A 13,735-nucleotide genomic window follows, 5' to 3' on the forward strand; every position below is an offset into this window, starting at 1 on the left:
GGTGGAATGCGGTCATCGCGGGATGACTGCCGGGAGCTGGCCGCGGGATGCGGCCGGAAGAGTTGTGCGGTGGTGTTGGTGATGCGAAAGGGGGCGATGCGCCGTCGCCATTGCGGCGGGGCATGGTGTTAATGGCACGACTCGCTACGGTGCTGCGCCTGCGGATGGCATCAGAAGACAAAGGCGGCATCGCGCTGCTCCATGCGCAAGTCGGCGCGGTCGTGCCGTGGGGCGGATGTGCCTGCAGCCGGCGCGGCTGACGCCACAGCCGGGTCACCGGGGCCGCGCACCTGCGGTTCGAACACGCCGCCGGTGGTCGTGCCGGCGAGCCCGGGCGGGGCAGGCTGGCGGGCAGGGGCGGTCGAGGGTGAAGAGGGCGCAACGCTGTGCTGCGGCAGGACGGCAGGGTCTGCGTTGGCGCCGGACAAGCCCGCCGTGGAGACTGCCGCAGCGGACGCAGCTTCGCCGCCGATATCGCGTGGCGTGAACGGGTTCGGCCGTGATGCAGGTTCCTTCGCGACGGCTGCCATCGGCACGCTGCGCAGTGCGATCCGATAGTTGGCGTTGTCACCGGAATAGACCACCAGCGGCGGTACGGCGCTTCTGCCGGCGACGATTTCTGCGGGGGGTGGCGCGCGTGTCGGCGCAATGGCCGCGACTTCGGGAACGGGTGTCGTGGTCGCCAGTCGGGCTTCGGCCACGCGGTTCATCGAGGCGTATACCTTCTGCACGTAGCCGTCGCGGAAGCCGGTGGTGAAGTTGCCGGAGTAGTAACAGCTGAAGGCCTTGCCCCAGTCGCCATGGGCGCTGTCGTGGCAGCGGGCGAGGATCTGCGCGCCCGCGGCCAGGTTGTCGCACGCGCTGAAGGCCTTGCGGTAGGAATCCAGTCCGTAGTGGCCCAGGTTGGCGCGGTTGACCTGGGCAATGCCAACGGAGAAGTTGTAGCCACGGCTCTCCAGCATGCGTGCGGTGGCCAGGGCCTCTTCCATGCTGTGCGGCTGGCGCGCGAGCTTGCCGCCGACGACGCCGATCGCATAGGGATTGGCGCCGGATTCGACCTGCACGATGTGCTGCATCACCTGAGGCGACACGGCCAGGTTGGGGCAGGCCAGCATTTCCATCCCGGGCAGCATCAGGATTCCGCCGCTTCACGTTGCGGGTTGAAGTCGATGCCGGTGATGTGGCGGCTGCCGGCGTGCGCGCTGATGTGCACCACGATGTCGATGGTCATCTTCAGCAGGCGCTTGATGGTGTTGAACTCGAGACCCGCGCCTTCGGTGGATGCCTTGACCATCAGCGCGAGCTGATCCCAGGTTTGCCGGGTGCTGCCGGCGTGGCAGCTGGTGATCGAGCCGGGATGGCCGGAGGCGCAGTTGCGGATGAAGTAGAACGACTCGTCGCCACGCAGCTCGGCCAGGATGATGCGGTCGGGCTTCATGCGCAGGCATGCTTCCATGCAGCTCTTGGCGGTGACGTGGCTGGTGCTCTGGCCGCCCTTGGAGTACAGCAGGTGCACCACGTTGGGCTGGTCGATGAACAGCTCGCGCGCGTCCTCGATCGTGACCAGGCGCTCGTCGTCGGGGATGTGGTTGACCAGCGATTTCATGAACGTGGTCTTGCCGCTGCCGGTGGCGCCGGCGACGACGATGTTCTTCTTGTTCAGCACGGCCTTGCGGAAGAACTCCGCATAGTTGCGCGCGCTGCGCAGTTCCAGCAGTTCGCTGTCCAGCTCGCTGAGGCCGTGGTCCACTTCCACGACCTTGTCGAAGAAGCCGTCGCTTTCGTATTGCGCCAGGGTCCGGCGCTGCCGCGAGGGAAGGCGGATGGTGATCGAGACGCGGTCGGCCTCGCATGCGGGGGGTATCACGAGCTGTGCGCGCTGCCCGGTGGGAAAGGTCAGCGAGACGACCGGGTCGATGTCGGTAATGCGCTGGCCGGTGTTGCTCTCGTTGATCACCGCCGTGCAGAACTGCCGCGCGCGCTCGAACGTCAGCGAGGGCACCTCGATGCGCTGCCAGCCCTGGCGGTTTTCGACGTAGATCTCGCCGGGCCGGTTGATGCAGATCTCGGTGACCTCGGCGCTGGCCATGTGCTCACGCACACCCAGCACCTCGTACTGGTAGTCGAGGAAATCGCTGGAAACCTGTGCGTTCACGTCGTCCATGGCGTCGGTAGTCGTTGGATCAGGACATTCAGAAGCGGGCAACCACGCCGCTGAAATCCACGTCCTTGGCGACGTAGACGTAGATGACGGTGCCCTGGTTGATGGTGACCGTGGGGCGACGGTTGGCCGCTTCACGCACGGCCTGGTCGGCCAGTTGCTGCGCGGTTTGCGCGGTATTGCTTTCGAATGGGGTCTGGGTGACGAAGCCGTTGCCGATGGTGCTGTTGCGCGGACCATGTTCGGCGGCTTCGTATTTGAACGCGTCGCTGAGCAGGCTGATCAGCAGCGCCGAGCTGACACGCTGGCCCCAGTGGGCGTCGTAATGGCCGGGCAGGCCGGCGCCGCCCAGGTTGTCCATGCCGGGGCTCGCCATGTTCACGTCGATCCCGGTGGGCGTGATGATGCGATCCCACACCACTTCCATGCGGTTGCCGGTCGGCTTGTGGCTGTAGGCACCGAGCAGCTTCGACCCCTTGGGCAGCAGCAGCGTGTGACCATTGAATGAGTACACCGGCTCCGTGACCAGGCAGGTGGAGAAGCCGGGCACGTCGGAGACGATGCGCGTTTCGAGAACGCAGCGGATATAGGTGCCGCGCTGCATCAGAGTGTCGGCGTGCGGCAGGGCCTGGGCGCTGGTCGGGCCGGTCTGCTCGCCGGTGGGCAGCCGCGCATCGACGCCATCGGGCATGCGTTGCGTGGCGGATGGGTCCGGGATCTCCGCGCCGCTGGCGGCGATGCGCCGTTGCAGCAGGGTGGGGTCATGCGCCCTTGCTGGCTGCACGGTCGTGGTGGGAAGCGGCGGCGCCGGGCTGGCGGGCAGTACCGGAATGGGTGGCGTCGGCGGCTGGCTGTGCACTGTGGGGGAAGGCGGCAACTGGGGCACCCGCAGCGTGCTCGGGGCCTCGGCGACCGTGACTTTCTCTTCGCGCGGTTTCGGTTGCTCGCGGCGGCTGCCTGCGCTGGTGAACATCCAGTAGGCGACGAACATCAGCAGCAGGACCACCGCGCCCAGCAGGAGCAAGGCCCGCCGGTTCATCCGGCGCAGCTCGATCGCGCGCAGCTGCGGCACGTTGGCATCGAGGTCAGGCTCGTGGCCGCGCTGGATGTGGCTGGCGTAGGGATTGCCGACGAGCGGCTCGCGGCTTTCGTGCATGCCGCCGGCGTGCTCGCCGTCGGCGCGCTCGTCGCCGGGATGCTGGTGGTTGTTCACTGGGGCGTGTTCCTGCGCAGGCCCACGACGTCGTTGCCGTGGCGAATGACCAGATAGTTGTAGGTGCCGTGGACGATGATGGTGTCGCCCTCGACAGTGGTGTTCACCAGCGAGTCCTCACCGTGCGCCTGCTCGCGCATGTACACGGCGGGGAAATCACCGCTGGGGAACTGTTTGAGGTCGCTCATCTTGAGATAGGTGAAGCGGCCGTCGTCGTAGGCGTTGACCGGCACCAGCCACGGGGCGGCCTTGCTCCTGGTGGCGTAGTCGTAGTCGAAGTTGTAGCTGCGGCCGGGCAGCAGGCTGCTGTTTTGTGCGAGTGTCCGCAGCTGCTGCTTCTTCTCGTGGGAGAAACTGGTGTCGGCCGGGTAGGTGAAAGTGACCTTGTACTGCACGCCGTCGCGCCGCGCCTCGGCGAGGGTTTTCCAGTCCGTTGCCACCACCTTCAGTTCGAAGATGTACGAATGCGTGGCAGTGCGCACCATCATGTTGGTGTCCACGTCCACGTTCCGCGGTTTCAGGTAGAACACGTTCTCCCGACGCGTGAGGTCCCAGCCGCTGCTGAAGCCGGTGCTGTAGTCGAGGATCTTCTCGCTCGGGCTCAACTCGATCTGGGTGGTGATGCCCAGGCCGGTGCGCACCGGATAGATTGCGTCGGCGGCGTACTCGTAATGGGTCAGCACCTGCTCCGCGCCTTGCGAGTGGGCGGCAGCAGCGGTGGTGCACAGGGCGGCGCCGAGCCACCAGATGCTTGTTCGGTTCATCGGGAACCTGCTCCAGGGAGAGTGTCGGTGGCAGCGGCAGCCGGTGGTGTCGGTGCAGGCGCGGGCGTGGCGGCCATGGCCGGTGCCGGCTGCGTCATCACCGGCGGTACGGACACCTCCGGCGGCGGCGCGGTGGCGTAGTCGTCGTCCACCCGGTAGCTGGTGACCCAGAAGCCCAGCGGGTTCTCGACCCGGCTCTGATCGTCCATCTCCAGGTTCTGCTTGTAGGTGAAGGCGATGGTGGCGATCTTGTTGTCCAGCGGACGGGTCGCCCCGTTCTGCTTGTTGTAGAGGCTGCGCTGGAACCGCACGGTGGCGCCGCGCGGCGTCTTGCCGGGGCCGCCGCCGACCAGCTGGATGCTCAGCAGCTTGATGCGGATCGCCTGGTCCTTGCCGAACTGCTTGATGAGGCTGTCGGGATTGCTGTTGGCGAACAGCTGCACGTAGGGCGCCTTGACGCCGGCTGCTGCCATCGTCTGCACCGTCTTCCAGTCGCGCAGGTTGACCAGCTCCAGGTCGTACGACTCGCGCGCCAGCACGAAATGCGCCACGTTGCTGCGGTTGACCGCTTCGCGCGTGGTGATCCCGCGCATGGCGAAGTCGCCGTCCAGCCGCGCTACCGTGGCGGTGCCGGTGTAGGCATCGGCCATTACCAGATAGGGAACTTTCTGCTTGAGCGGCAGCATGAAGTAGTAGCCGCCGGAGAGGACCAGCACCAGCGCAACGGCTGTCCAGGCCACCCACCACGCTCGACGCTCGCTGCGTTGCGCCAGCTCGGAAATGGTCAGTTCGAACCGGGTCGATTGCGCCACACTGCGTTCGATCGCGGTGCCGGATGTCTTCTTCCCTGCCATCAGCAAGGAACCCCATGCGGGGCGAGGGCGGGATGCCTGGGATTCATGGCAGGGCGTTTCCGGTCTTGGAGTTGTCGTTCGATGCTGTCGGCACGGAAGGCGACGGGCGGTTGGTCGAGCGCACGACGATCTCGCCCGGCCCGATGCTGACCTGGACGCCCTGCGCGGCGTAGATGCCGCTGAGCCTGGAGACGGCGGCTTCCAGGTCGGCGGTGCGAATCGTCGCCACGGGCGTGTACAACGTGACGTCGTAGTTCAGCTCGTAGCGCAGCGTGCGGTTCGTGTCGGTCGCCCAGCGCGTGAGCATCGCCTTCAGCGTGCCGTCGATGGGCGCGGCGAAAAAGGTGTACTGCGGATGCAACGGTATCTCGGTGGGCTCGGAGCGATACCGGTTGACCGGGCGCCACGAGCCGCTGAAGTCCTTCGCAGGCGGGGTGCCACAGGCAGCGAGGAGCGTGGTGGCGAGCAGCAGCCCGCCGAGCGCCGTTCGGTTGGAAATCTTTTCTTTCACTTCAACCCCGGAGATCAGTGCGGACGCTGGCCGGACATGGCCAGCGAGGTGTCGCCGATGTTTCGACGGGCAAGCCGGCGCCAGGCCCGGACCGTTGCCGGTCTGCGCGTTCAGTCGTCTTGAATCCGGAAAGGGATTGCTCCCGGTTCCCCTGCAAACCATGTCGAGTACACCAACAGTCCAATGTCGTGAGTCAGTTGCGTACCCGGTCCGATGCCGGGTACGCAACACTTGTACTTCTCGGGTGCCAGGCGTGGATCGCGGCTGCGTGAAGCAGCTGCGCGCCTGGCGAGATCTCGATTTCCCTGATCGAACGGTCGCCATGATCGAGAGCAAGCCGCGAGTCGTCAACCGAATCCGCCTAGGAAAATTTCCTGCCTCATGTGATCTGACTCGCACTTGTTCCGACGTAGTCACTCTCACTTTCACATCGATCGCGCCGTGGTGAACAGACATATTCTGCGTTGTGGAAAAGTGCTTGAAACCCCATGATTCATGTTGTTTCCTGCGCCTCTCCGATCAACCTGATGCGGCAAGCCGGCAATGCCCGTGCACTGGTTTGCGGCACCGGGAGCGGCGGCAGGACTCCTACGACGCGAGAGGTTCTTGCCGGTCTCGATTTCGGAATGCGCCTACACCCCGCTGTGGCGCGCGGACAGTCGAAGAGCTGCGGCGCCGCTTCGCGACGGGCGGCTTGAGAAAGTTGTTGGCGGTACGCAGACGGACGGCCAAATGATGTGTGCCGTGACGATCTGCACCGACGCGGGTGAACATCAGCGGCCTTGACACCTTTGCCGCATGACGTCGAAGATCGTCGACCTCACGTATCCAGGGAAGGAGGGGGAGATGGGTGTCTTGCGAACCAGGGTTGCGGGAGTCGTCGCGCTGCTGCTGTTGGCGCTGACCGTTGGACTCTATCTCGGCGGCCTGCTCACGCTGTGGCTGCTCCGGCAGCCGGCGCAGCTGCATTTCACCACCTATGTCGAATACTGGCAGGCACTCGGCCAGCCGGACTGGCAACCGTTTGCCGGCAAGATCCGGTTGGCCGGTGGTCTCGGTTTCGGTTTGCCGTTGCTGTCGTGGGCGATCGTTGCGGTGTTGATCCTCAAGCCCCGCGCCAGGGCCTTCCATGGCGATGCGCGCTTTGCCGGTCGCGGCGACCTGGCTCGCGCCGGCCTGCTCAAGCCGTCGCCCGAAGGCGTCATCATCGGCAAGGCAGGCGGTGATTACCTTTATCTCGGCGGCACGCGGCACATCGTCATGACGGCGCCGACGCGCACCGGCAAGACCACCTCCATCGCGATTCCGGTGCTGCTGACTTACCGGCATTCCATCGTCTGCATGGATCTCAAGGGCGAGTTGTTCCAGCACACCAGCGGATACCGCGCCGGCATCGGGCAAACCATCTATCGCTTCGCGCCGTATGCCGAGGACGGCCGTACACATCGCTTCAATCCGCTGATGGCGATGTCCTCCGATCCGCGCGTGCGCGTGGGCGAACTGCAGACGCTCGGCGCGATCCTGTATCCGGATGAGCCTGGTCAGGACCCGTTCTGGACGTCGCAATCGCGCACTGCCTTCGTGGCATTTGGCTCGTACCTGTTCGAGGCATGGGACGACAAGGTTCGCCAGAATCTTCACGGTTCCGACGGCTGTCCCATCGACCCCAACACGCACGACGCCTTCCCCAGCTTCGAGCGCATCTATCGCTTTTCCGCCGGCGACGACGGCGAGCTAAAGGCGTTCCTGCAGGCGCGGCTCAAGGAACCGTTCGTCAGCACGACCACCCGAGCCGCCCTCACCAGCCTGACCGGCATGGCCGAACAGACCTTCGCCTCGGTGATCGCCACCACCCAGGCGCCGCTGCAACAGTTCCTCAGCCCGATCCTGGCCGCAGCCACCAATGCCTGCGATTTCGACGTGGACGTCCTGCGTCGACGCCCCGTTACCATCTATGTGGTGATTCCGCCGCAGAAGCTGGGCGAGGCGCGCCGGCTGCTCAACATCTTTTTCTCCACCGTGATCGGACAGAACCTGCGGCAAACTCCGCAGGATGATCCCGCGCTGAAATACCAGATGCTGCTGCTGATGGACGAGTTCACCGCGATGGGGCGGGTCAATGTGTTGTCCGAGCGGATCTCGCTCACCGCCGGTTACGGCATTCGTGACCTGTCGATCATCCAGAGCCTGTCGCAGCTGGACGCGACCTACGGTGCGGACGAGGCACGCACCTACATCACCAACCACGCCGCCAGCATCGTGTTCACTCCGCGCGAGCAGCGCGATGCCGAGGAGTACTCCAAGATGCTTGGTGACACCACGGTCAAGCGACGCACCCGCAGCACCGGCAAGCAAGGCACCAGCTACAGCCACACGGAAGAGCGACGCCCACTGATGCTGCCGCAGGAGTTGAAGGAGCTGCCAAACGACGAGGAGATCATCTTTCTCGAGGGTTGTCGCCCCATCAAGTGCCGCAAGAACTGGTACTTCAAGGATCGACGACTGAAGCAACGTATCGTTCCGCCCGTGGCCGTGCGGCCGATCTCCGCGGCTGGAGAACATCCCATGCCCGGCAAGACCCGGCAGGCCATTGCGGCTGCCGTCAGCTTGGCGTTGGCGGCGTGCGCTTCGCCATCCATTTCCAACGCCGCCGCTGCGGAAAGCAGCGCGGCGGTTCAGGCGGTCCCCGCCATCGGCGTCAAGGCGCAGCACGGGCCAAGTACCCTTTCGAACGGCTGCCGACCTTGATCGGCCAGAGCCGGGGCATGGCCGACATGACGCCGGAACGTATCGGCAAGGTGTTCGGAGAGCGCCTGCGTCGTTGCGGGTCAGGCAACGTCGGGCGTGGCGAGGACATTTCCGGGGCCCGGCCGTGGAACATGGACCGTCGGGATGCGGTGGGCGGCAATCCGTTGCAGTGGGTTTCGGGCTCTTGCCCCGATCCAGGCGTTTCGTCGCCGGTGGTGATCCGGCGGAGCGTATGACGATCAGGGAAAGACAGACGCGATTCGGCTGCCGCTGGCCAAGCTGGGGCTGGTGGATCGTCTGTTCGACCGCGACGACGTGATGTTCCTCTCCGCCCATGAACTCGGGCACGGCCCGAACTGCCAAGGAACGTCGGGATACTCGTGCGAACTTCGCTCGCGGTGTGCGCGACAGCCCGCAAGGTGTGCTTCCTGCCGGCCAGGTGCGGCCGCGGGGCTGAGCTGGCCGGCGGGGCTGCCCGGTGGCGCTGAGGCGAGCGGAGCCGTCGACCGAGAATGGCGCCTGGTCCGGCGCAATAATGACGCAGCCTTCGATGCGCCACGGCCACGAAAAAGACCGCCCTGAGGCGGCCTTGATCGTTGTTCTTGGTCGGGGAGACAGGATTTGAACCTGCGACTTCTACGTCCCGAACGTAGCGCTCTACCAGGCTGAGCTACACCCCGTGGGAAGCCGCGTATCTTAATCGCCGGCCGAGGGCTTGGCAACTGGTCGGCTGGTCGCGGGGCGGTCGGGCAGCAGGCTGGCGAGGCGCGGGTGCAGCAGGTCGTGGCGCCAGCCGTCGAGGGATTCGGGCCATTCGGCGGTGACCACGTATTCCTCCAGCACCTTGCGCGGACACAGCAGGCCGGGCGGCAGGTCGAGTTCGGTGGCGAGCGTGTCGACCGACTGCTTCATCGCCGCCAGCGCCTGCTTGGCGGCGCCCTGCGGATGGCCGGGGATGCGGGCGGTGGCGTCGATCTCCGCCGGGGTGACGGCGGGCGCGAGCACCTCGAACAGCTCGCTGCGCTGGGCCGAGCGCAGTGCGCGCTGGCCACGGGCGCGTTGCTCCAGTTCGGCCAGCGTGGCCGGCGGTTGCTGCGCCAGGCTGAGGGCGAGGGTGTCGTCCAGCAGCCACGGGCGCGGTACGTCGAGGCGGCGGGCGCAGCTGTCGCGCCAGAGCAGCAGTCGGCGCAGGCGGGCCTGCGCTTCCGGGCGCCAGTCGGCCGCCGCGCGCAGGGCGCGCTGGGGCTGCGGGTCGCTTTCTCGGTGCACCCGGCGTTTCAGCCGCTCGCAATCCTGCGCGTGCCAGTCGCTGCGCCCGCGCTGCTGCAGGAGCTCGGCGAGTTGTTCGTGGATGGTCTTCAGATGCACCACGTCCAGCGCGGCGTAGCTGCATTGCGAGGCGGTCAGCGGCCGGCGCATCCAGTCCGAGCGGGTTTCGCCCTTGTCCAGGTCCACGCCGACCAGCTCGGCCACCAGCGCGCGATAGCTGACGCCCAGGCCCATGCCCACGAAGGCGGCCGCGATCTGCGTGTCGAACAGTTGCTGCGGGCCAGCCGGCAGCAGCGGCGCCAGCACTTCGAGATCCTCGCTGGCGCTGTGCATCACGGTCACCGCTTTGCCCGCACCCAGCAGCGGTTGCAGTGCAGCGCCGATCGGAAAGGCCAGCGGGTCGACCAGCGCGTGACGGCCGTTCCAGCCCAATTGCAGCAGGGCCAGCTGCGGATGAAACGTGTCGCGACGCATGAATTCGGTGTCGAGGCCGACGGCCGCGTCCGCGGGCAGGGCAGCAAGCCAGGATTGCAATGCGTCGGCTTGGTCGATCCAGTCGGCAGCGGCGGTTTGGGACAGCAACATCGGGACTCCTTCGAGGGCGCCGGCGCGGATTGCCCTGCCGGCGGTTTGTGCCTATGGTGAACGCAGAGCCTGGGCGGGACGGGTCATCCGGCGACGAGGTGCGGCTTGCGGCGCGCGCTTCCGCCGGCATATCGGCGAGAATGGAGTCACGCGTCGAACGTCGGCCCGCCGCGTACGATCTCCGCCGCCAAGGTTTTCATTGTTCATACTCCTTGGCACGATAACAGGCCGCAACCGGGACGCCCATCCATGCCACGCAATGCCATCCTGCGCCGTCAGCGTTTCTTCGGTGGGGCGCTGGGCATGATCGTGCTGGGCGTCGCGCTGACGTATCACTTTTTTCCGCAGTGGTTCCACGTGGCGCCGGGGCAGATGCCGCAGCGGGCGATGAGCCTGGGTGACGTGTCGCCCACCGGCAACCTGCCACCGCAACGCGTGGCGGCGATCAACGAACTGAACGCCGGTCCGCCGCTGACGCTGGCCCCGACCGCGGTGATCGTGGCGCGCAACCGCAACAACGCCAGCCTGCCCGAGCAGAAATCGGCCGAGTCGCCGCAGGTGAAGGAGCTGCTGGCGCGCGCCCTCAAGGCGTTCCATGCCGGCCAACTGGCTGGCGATCCGGAGAGTGCCGCCGCGCTGTTCATGCAGGCGCTGAAGGAAAAGCCCGACAGCCGGCGCGCCGTGCAGGGCCTGTTCGACGTGCGCGCGCGGCTGGTGGCGGAGATCGATCAGGATATCGCCGTCGGCGACGTCGACGCGGCGAAGGAATTGCTCGATGCCCTGCGCACCCTGCCCAATGCCGAGCAGGAGGTCGCGCAACTGGAGGAGAACCTGAAGACGCTGGCCACGGTGCGCCCGATGCTGGCCGCGGCGGCGGCGCTGCTGCAGCAAGGCAAGGCCGACCAGCCCAAGGGCGACAACGCGCTGGAGTTGTACCACCAGGTGCAACAGCTCGATCCGCAGAATGCGGTAGCCGAGCAGGGGATTTTCCAGGTGCAGCGTGCGGTGCTCGATCGCGCGCTGGCGGCGGTCGCGCAGAACGATTTCGCCGGCGCCGAGAAGCAGCTGGCCCGCGCGCAGGCGATCCGTCCGGGCTCGCAGCAGATGCACGACGTGCAACTGCGCATCGACGACATGCGCCGCCAGCGCGCCGCGGGTGTGCTGGCGCAGGCGCGGCTGGCGCTGGATGGCGGCAACCTCGAGCTGGCGACCAAACTGGTCGCGCAGGCACGCGCGACCGATGCCGACCTGCCCGAGCTGGCGCAGGTGGACGAGCAACTGACCAACGCGCGCCTGTACGCGAACTACAAGCCCGGTCAGGTGTTCACCGATCGCTACGTCGACCTGCCCGGCAAGGGGCCGGCGATGGTGGTGGTGCCCACCGGTTCGTTCCTGATGGGGGCGGCGGCTGACAACGAGGATCGCACCGACGCCCAGTTGCCGCAGCACCGGGTCACCCTGGCCAGGGGCTTCGCCATCGCGCGCACGGAAATCAGCGTGGGCGAGTTCCGCGAGTTCGTCCGCGCCAGCGGCTACGTACCCGATTCGACCCGGCTCGGCGGCGCCAGCGTGTACGACGAGCGCAGCGGCGCCCTGCGCGACGATGCCAACGCCAGCTGGCAGGACGACTACGCCGGTCGCAAGGCCGGCGACAACCTGCCGGTGGTCAACATCTCGTGGAACGATGCGGTGGCCTACGCCAAGTGGCTGAGCGAGCGCACCGGCAAGCAGTATCGGCTGCCCAGCGAGGCGGAGTTCGAGTACGCGCTGCGCGGCGGCGCCACCAGCCGCTACTGGTGGGGCGACGCCGCACCCGACCAGAAGGTGGAGAACCTGACCGGCTCCGGCGACCGCTCGCGCAGCGGGCGTCGCTGGAGCAACGCCTTTCGCGGCTACCGCGACGGCTACTGGGGCCCGGCGCCGGTGATGAGCTTCGCCGCCAACCCGTTCGGCCTGTACGACATGGACGGCAACGTCTCCGAATGGGTCGCCGACTGCTGGCACGACAACTACATCCGCGCCCCCGACGACGGCAGCGCCTGGATCAACCCCGGCTGCCGCGTGCACGTATTGCGCGGCGGCTCATGGGGCAGCTCCCCCGACCAGGTGACCTCTGCCTACCGCCAGGGCGCCGACGGCGACGTGCGCAGCGGCCGCGTGGGCTTTCGGGTGGTGCGGGAGTTGTAGGCGCGAAGAGGTCCGGCTGTTTTGTGATGGAGCCTGCAGGGGAGGGCCGATACCACGGACGTAGCGGCCACGTTCGACGTCGAAGATGCCATCGCGGCCGGGCAGGCGGTGCCGGAGCGCCGCTTGAACCGGGGCAGCCACAGCGCTCCCCGATTTGGGTTACGCCGGCGCATGGCCTGAAGCTGGACAGGCCATTCCATCGACATATAGACAAAATGTGTCGATAAATAGTTTGTTCTTCGACGTATTGTGGGCTAATGTCGACGCCTTCGACATGTCGTCAAAACATGTCGAGGACTCAGGGGAACCATCGACATGCCTTTTGATCCACAGCGACCCCATGACGACTTGCCGGCGCTGCCACCAGCGGCTGACATCGAATCGCGGCCCCTGCTCAAGGCCTGCATCGAGGCCCGCGCCGCCTTGGCCGAGCTCAAGAGCGTCGGCGCCGCCATCCCCAACCAGGCCGTCCTCATCAACACCATCCCGTTGCTGGAGGCCCAGGCCAGCAGCGAGATCGAGAACATCGTCACCACCAGTGATGCCTTGTTCCGCTTCGCCCAGGACGAGCAGGCCGCCGACCCGGCCACCAAGGAGGCGCTGAACTACCGCGCCGCCCTGCGCGAGGGATTCGAATCGCTGGCCGAGCGCCCGCTCGGCACCGGCACCGCCGTGCGCGTGTGCAGCCGCTTGAAGAACCGCGACATGGATGTCCGCCGCGTCCCCGGTACCGCACTCAAGAATGCCGCCACCGGCGAAGTCGTCTACACCCCGCCCCAGGGCGAGGCGCTGCTGCGCGGCAAGCTGGCCAACTGGGAGCGTTTCATCCACGACGCCACGGACATCGATCCGCTGATTCGCATGGCCGTCGCGCATTACCAGTTCGAAGCCATCCATCCGTTCCTCGACGGCAACGGCCGCACTGGGCGCGTGCTCAACCTGCTGCTGCTGGTGGAGCAGGGACTGCTGGATCAGCCCGTGCTGTATCTGTCCCGCCACATCCTGCGCCATCGCATCGACTATTACCGCCGGCTGCTTGCCGTCACCCGCGACGGCGCGTGGCAGGACTGGATCACCTTCATGCTCGAAGCGGTCGCCCAGACCGCGCGCTGGACCGGCGACAAGATCCGCGCCATCCAGGCCCTGCACGCGCAGGCCACGGACTTCGTGCGCACGCACGCGCCGAAGATCTACAGCCGCGAGCTGGTCGATGCCCTGTTCGTGCAGCCGTACTGCCGCATCCAGAACCTGGTGGACGGCGGCATCGCCAAGCGCCAGACCGCCTCCGTCTACCTCAAGCAACTGGCCGATCTGGGCATGCTGGTCGAGGTCAAGGTCGGGCGCGAAAAGCTGTTCCTGCATCCCAACTTCGTCCGCCTGCTCACCAGCGACGAGCATCCCGTGCTGCCCTACGGCAACACCGCAAGCCGGAAAGACTGATCC

Annotated in this window: 11 protein-coding genes and 1 tRNA gene; 4 read left to right on the top strand and 8 right to left on the bottom strand. The window is 66.6% G+C overall.

Features of this window, described 5'->3' with window-relative positions; all coding sequences use genetic code 11:
* Positions 1–170: 170 nt before the first annotated feature.
* From ACVCL9_RS03065 to ACVCL9_RS03090, 6 genes are read right to left on the bottom strand one after another with little or no spacing between them, the layout of a single operon-like run.
* Positions 171–1,133, bottom strand: a complete 963-nt coding sequence (locus ACVCL9_RS03065; RefSeq protein WP_447099163.1) for a transglycosylase SLT domain-containing protein — start codon at positions 1,131–1,133, stop codon at positions 171–173.
* On the bottom strand, positions 1,133–2,164 hold the full coding sequence (virB11, locus tag ACVCL9_RS03070) for a P-type DNA transfer ATPase VirB11 (RefSeq protein ID WP_447099162.1): 1,032 nt from the start codon (positions 2,162–2,164) through the stop codon (positions 1,133–1,135). The genes ACVCL9_RS03065 and virB11 overlap by 1 nt, the downstream gene beginning before the upstream one ends.
* 28 nt (positions 2,165–2,192) lie before the next feature.
* Positions 2,193–3,317: a TrbI/VirB10 family protein gene (locus ACVCL9_RS03075; RefSeq protein WP_447099467.1), complete on the bottom strand. Its 1,125-nt coding sequence runs from the start codon at positions 3,315–3,317 to the stop codon at positions 2,193–2,195.
* 53 nt (positions 3,318–3,370) lie between these two features.
* A complete protein-coding gene (locus tag ACVCL9_RS03080) occupies positions 3,371–4,138 on the bottom strand; it encodes a TrbG/VirB9 family P-type conjugative transfer protein (RefSeq protein WP_395117707.1) in 768 nt (255 codons plus the stop codon).
* Positions 4,135–4,992: a virB8 family protein gene (locus ACVCL9_RS03085; RefSeq protein WP_447099161.1), complete on the bottom strand. Its 858-nt coding sequence runs from the start codon at positions 4,990–4,992 to the stop codon at positions 4,135–4,137. Before ACVCL9_RS03085 ends, ACVCL9_RS03080 begins: the two co-directional genes overlap by 4 nt.
* Before the next feature lie 43 nt (positions 4,993–5,035).
* Positions 5,036–5,503, bottom strand: a complete 468-nt coding sequence (locus ACVCL9_RS03090) for a hypothetical protein (RefSeq protein ID WP_447099160.1) — start codon at positions 5,501–5,503, stop codon at positions 5,036–5,038.
* A gap of 798 nt (positions 5,504–6,301) precedes the next feature.
* Between ACVCL9_RS03090 and ACVCL9_RS03095 the strand changes: the two genes are divergently transcribed.
* Positions 6,302–8,251 carry a type IV secretory system conjugative DNA transfer family protein gene (locus tag ACVCL9_RS03095; protein WP_447099159.1) on the top strand — a complete coding sequence of 650 codons (1,950 nt, stop codon included), beginning with the start codon at positions 6,302–6,304 and terminating at the stop codon, positions 8,249–8,251.
* Positions 8,252–8,268: 17 nt separating this feature from the next.
* On the top strand, positions 8,269–8,487 hold the full coding sequence (locus ACVCL9_RS03100; protein ID WP_447099158.1) for a hypothetical protein: 219 nt from the start codon (positions 8,269–8,271) through the stop codon (positions 8,485–8,487).
* A gap of 367 nt (positions 8,488–8,854) precedes the next feature.
* Here ACVCL9_RS03100 and ACVCL9_RS03105 read toward each other — a convergent pair.
* Together ACVCL9_RS03105 and rnd are read right to left on the bottom strand one after the other, a co-directional pair.
* Positions 8,855–8,931, bottom strand: a tRNA-Pro gene (locus tag ACVCL9_RS03105).
* 16 nt (positions 8,932–8,947) lie between these two features.
* Positions 8,948–10,105, bottom strand: coding sequence for a ribonuclease D (rnd, locus tag ACVCL9_RS03110; protein ID WP_447099157.1), 1,158 nt, complete (start codon positions 10,103–10,105; stop codon positions 8,948–8,950).
* Between the two features lie 249 nt (positions 10,106–10,354).
* Here rnd and ACVCL9_RS03115 point away from each other — a divergent pair, with 249 nt between their 5' ends.
* Together ACVCL9_RS03115 and fic are read left to right on the top strand one after the other, a co-directional pair.
* Positions 10,355–12,292, top strand: coding sequence for a formylglycine-generating enzyme family protein (locus ACVCL9_RS03115; RefSeq protein WP_395117766.1), 1,938 nt, complete (start codon positions 10,355–10,357; stop codon positions 12,290–12,292).
* Between the two features lie 315 nt (positions 12,293–12,607).
* Positions 12,608–13,732: a protein adenylyltransferase Fic gene (gene fic, locus ACVCL9_RS03120; protein WP_447099156.1), complete on the top strand. Its 1,125-nt coding sequence runs from the start codon at positions 12,608–12,610 to the stop codon at positions 13,730–13,732.
* The last annotated feature ends 3 nt before the right edge of the window (positions 13,733–13,735 follow it).

The sequence above is a fragment of the Rhodanobacter sp. UC4438_H5 genome (genome assembly GCF_052978405.1).

Excerpts from the sequence above, each read along its gene's own strand:
- rnd (WP_447099157.1), bottom strand. The coding sequence starts at position 10,105 with ATGTTGCTGTCCCAAACCGCCGCTGCCGACTGGATCGACCAAGCCGAC.
- ACVCL9_RS03085 (WP_447099161.1), bottom strand. The coding sequence starts at position 4,992 with ATGGCAGGGAAGAAGACATCCGGCACCGCGATCGAACGCAGTGTGGCG.
- virB11 (WP_447099162.1), bottom strand. The coding sequence starts at position 2,164 with ATGGACGACGTGAACGCACAGGTTTCCAGCGATTTCCTCGACTACCAG.
- ACVCL9_RS03100 (WP_447099158.1), top strand. The coding sequence starts at position 8,269 with ATGGCCGACATGACGCCGGAACGTATCGGCAAGGTGTTCGGAGAGCGC.
- ACVCL9_RS03080 (WP_395117707.1), bottom strand. The coding sequence starts at position 4,138 with ATGAACCGAACAAGCATCTGGTGGCTCGGCGCCGCCCTGTGCACCACC.
- ACVCL9_RS03065 (WP_447099163.1), bottom strand. The coding sequence starts at position 1,133 with ATGCTGCCCGGGATGGAAATGCTGGCCTGCCCCAACCTGGCCGTGTCG.
- ACVCL9_RS03115 (WP_395117766.1), top strand. The coding sequence starts at position 10,355 with ATGCCACGCAATGCCATCCTGCGCCGTCAGCGTTTCTTCGGTGGGGCG.
- ACVCL9_RS03095 (WP_447099159.1), top strand. The coding sequence starts at position 6,302 with ATGACGTCGAAGATCGTCGACCTCACGTATCCAGGGAAGGAGGGGGAG.
- fic (WP_447099156.1), top strand. The coding sequence starts at position 12,608 with ATGCCTTTTGATCCACAGCGACCCCATGACGACTTGCCGGCGCTGCCA.
- ACVCL9_RS03075 (WP_447099467.1), bottom strand. The coding sequence starts at position 3,317 with ATGCACGAAAGCCGCGAGCCGCTCGTCGGCAATCCCTACGCCAGCCAC.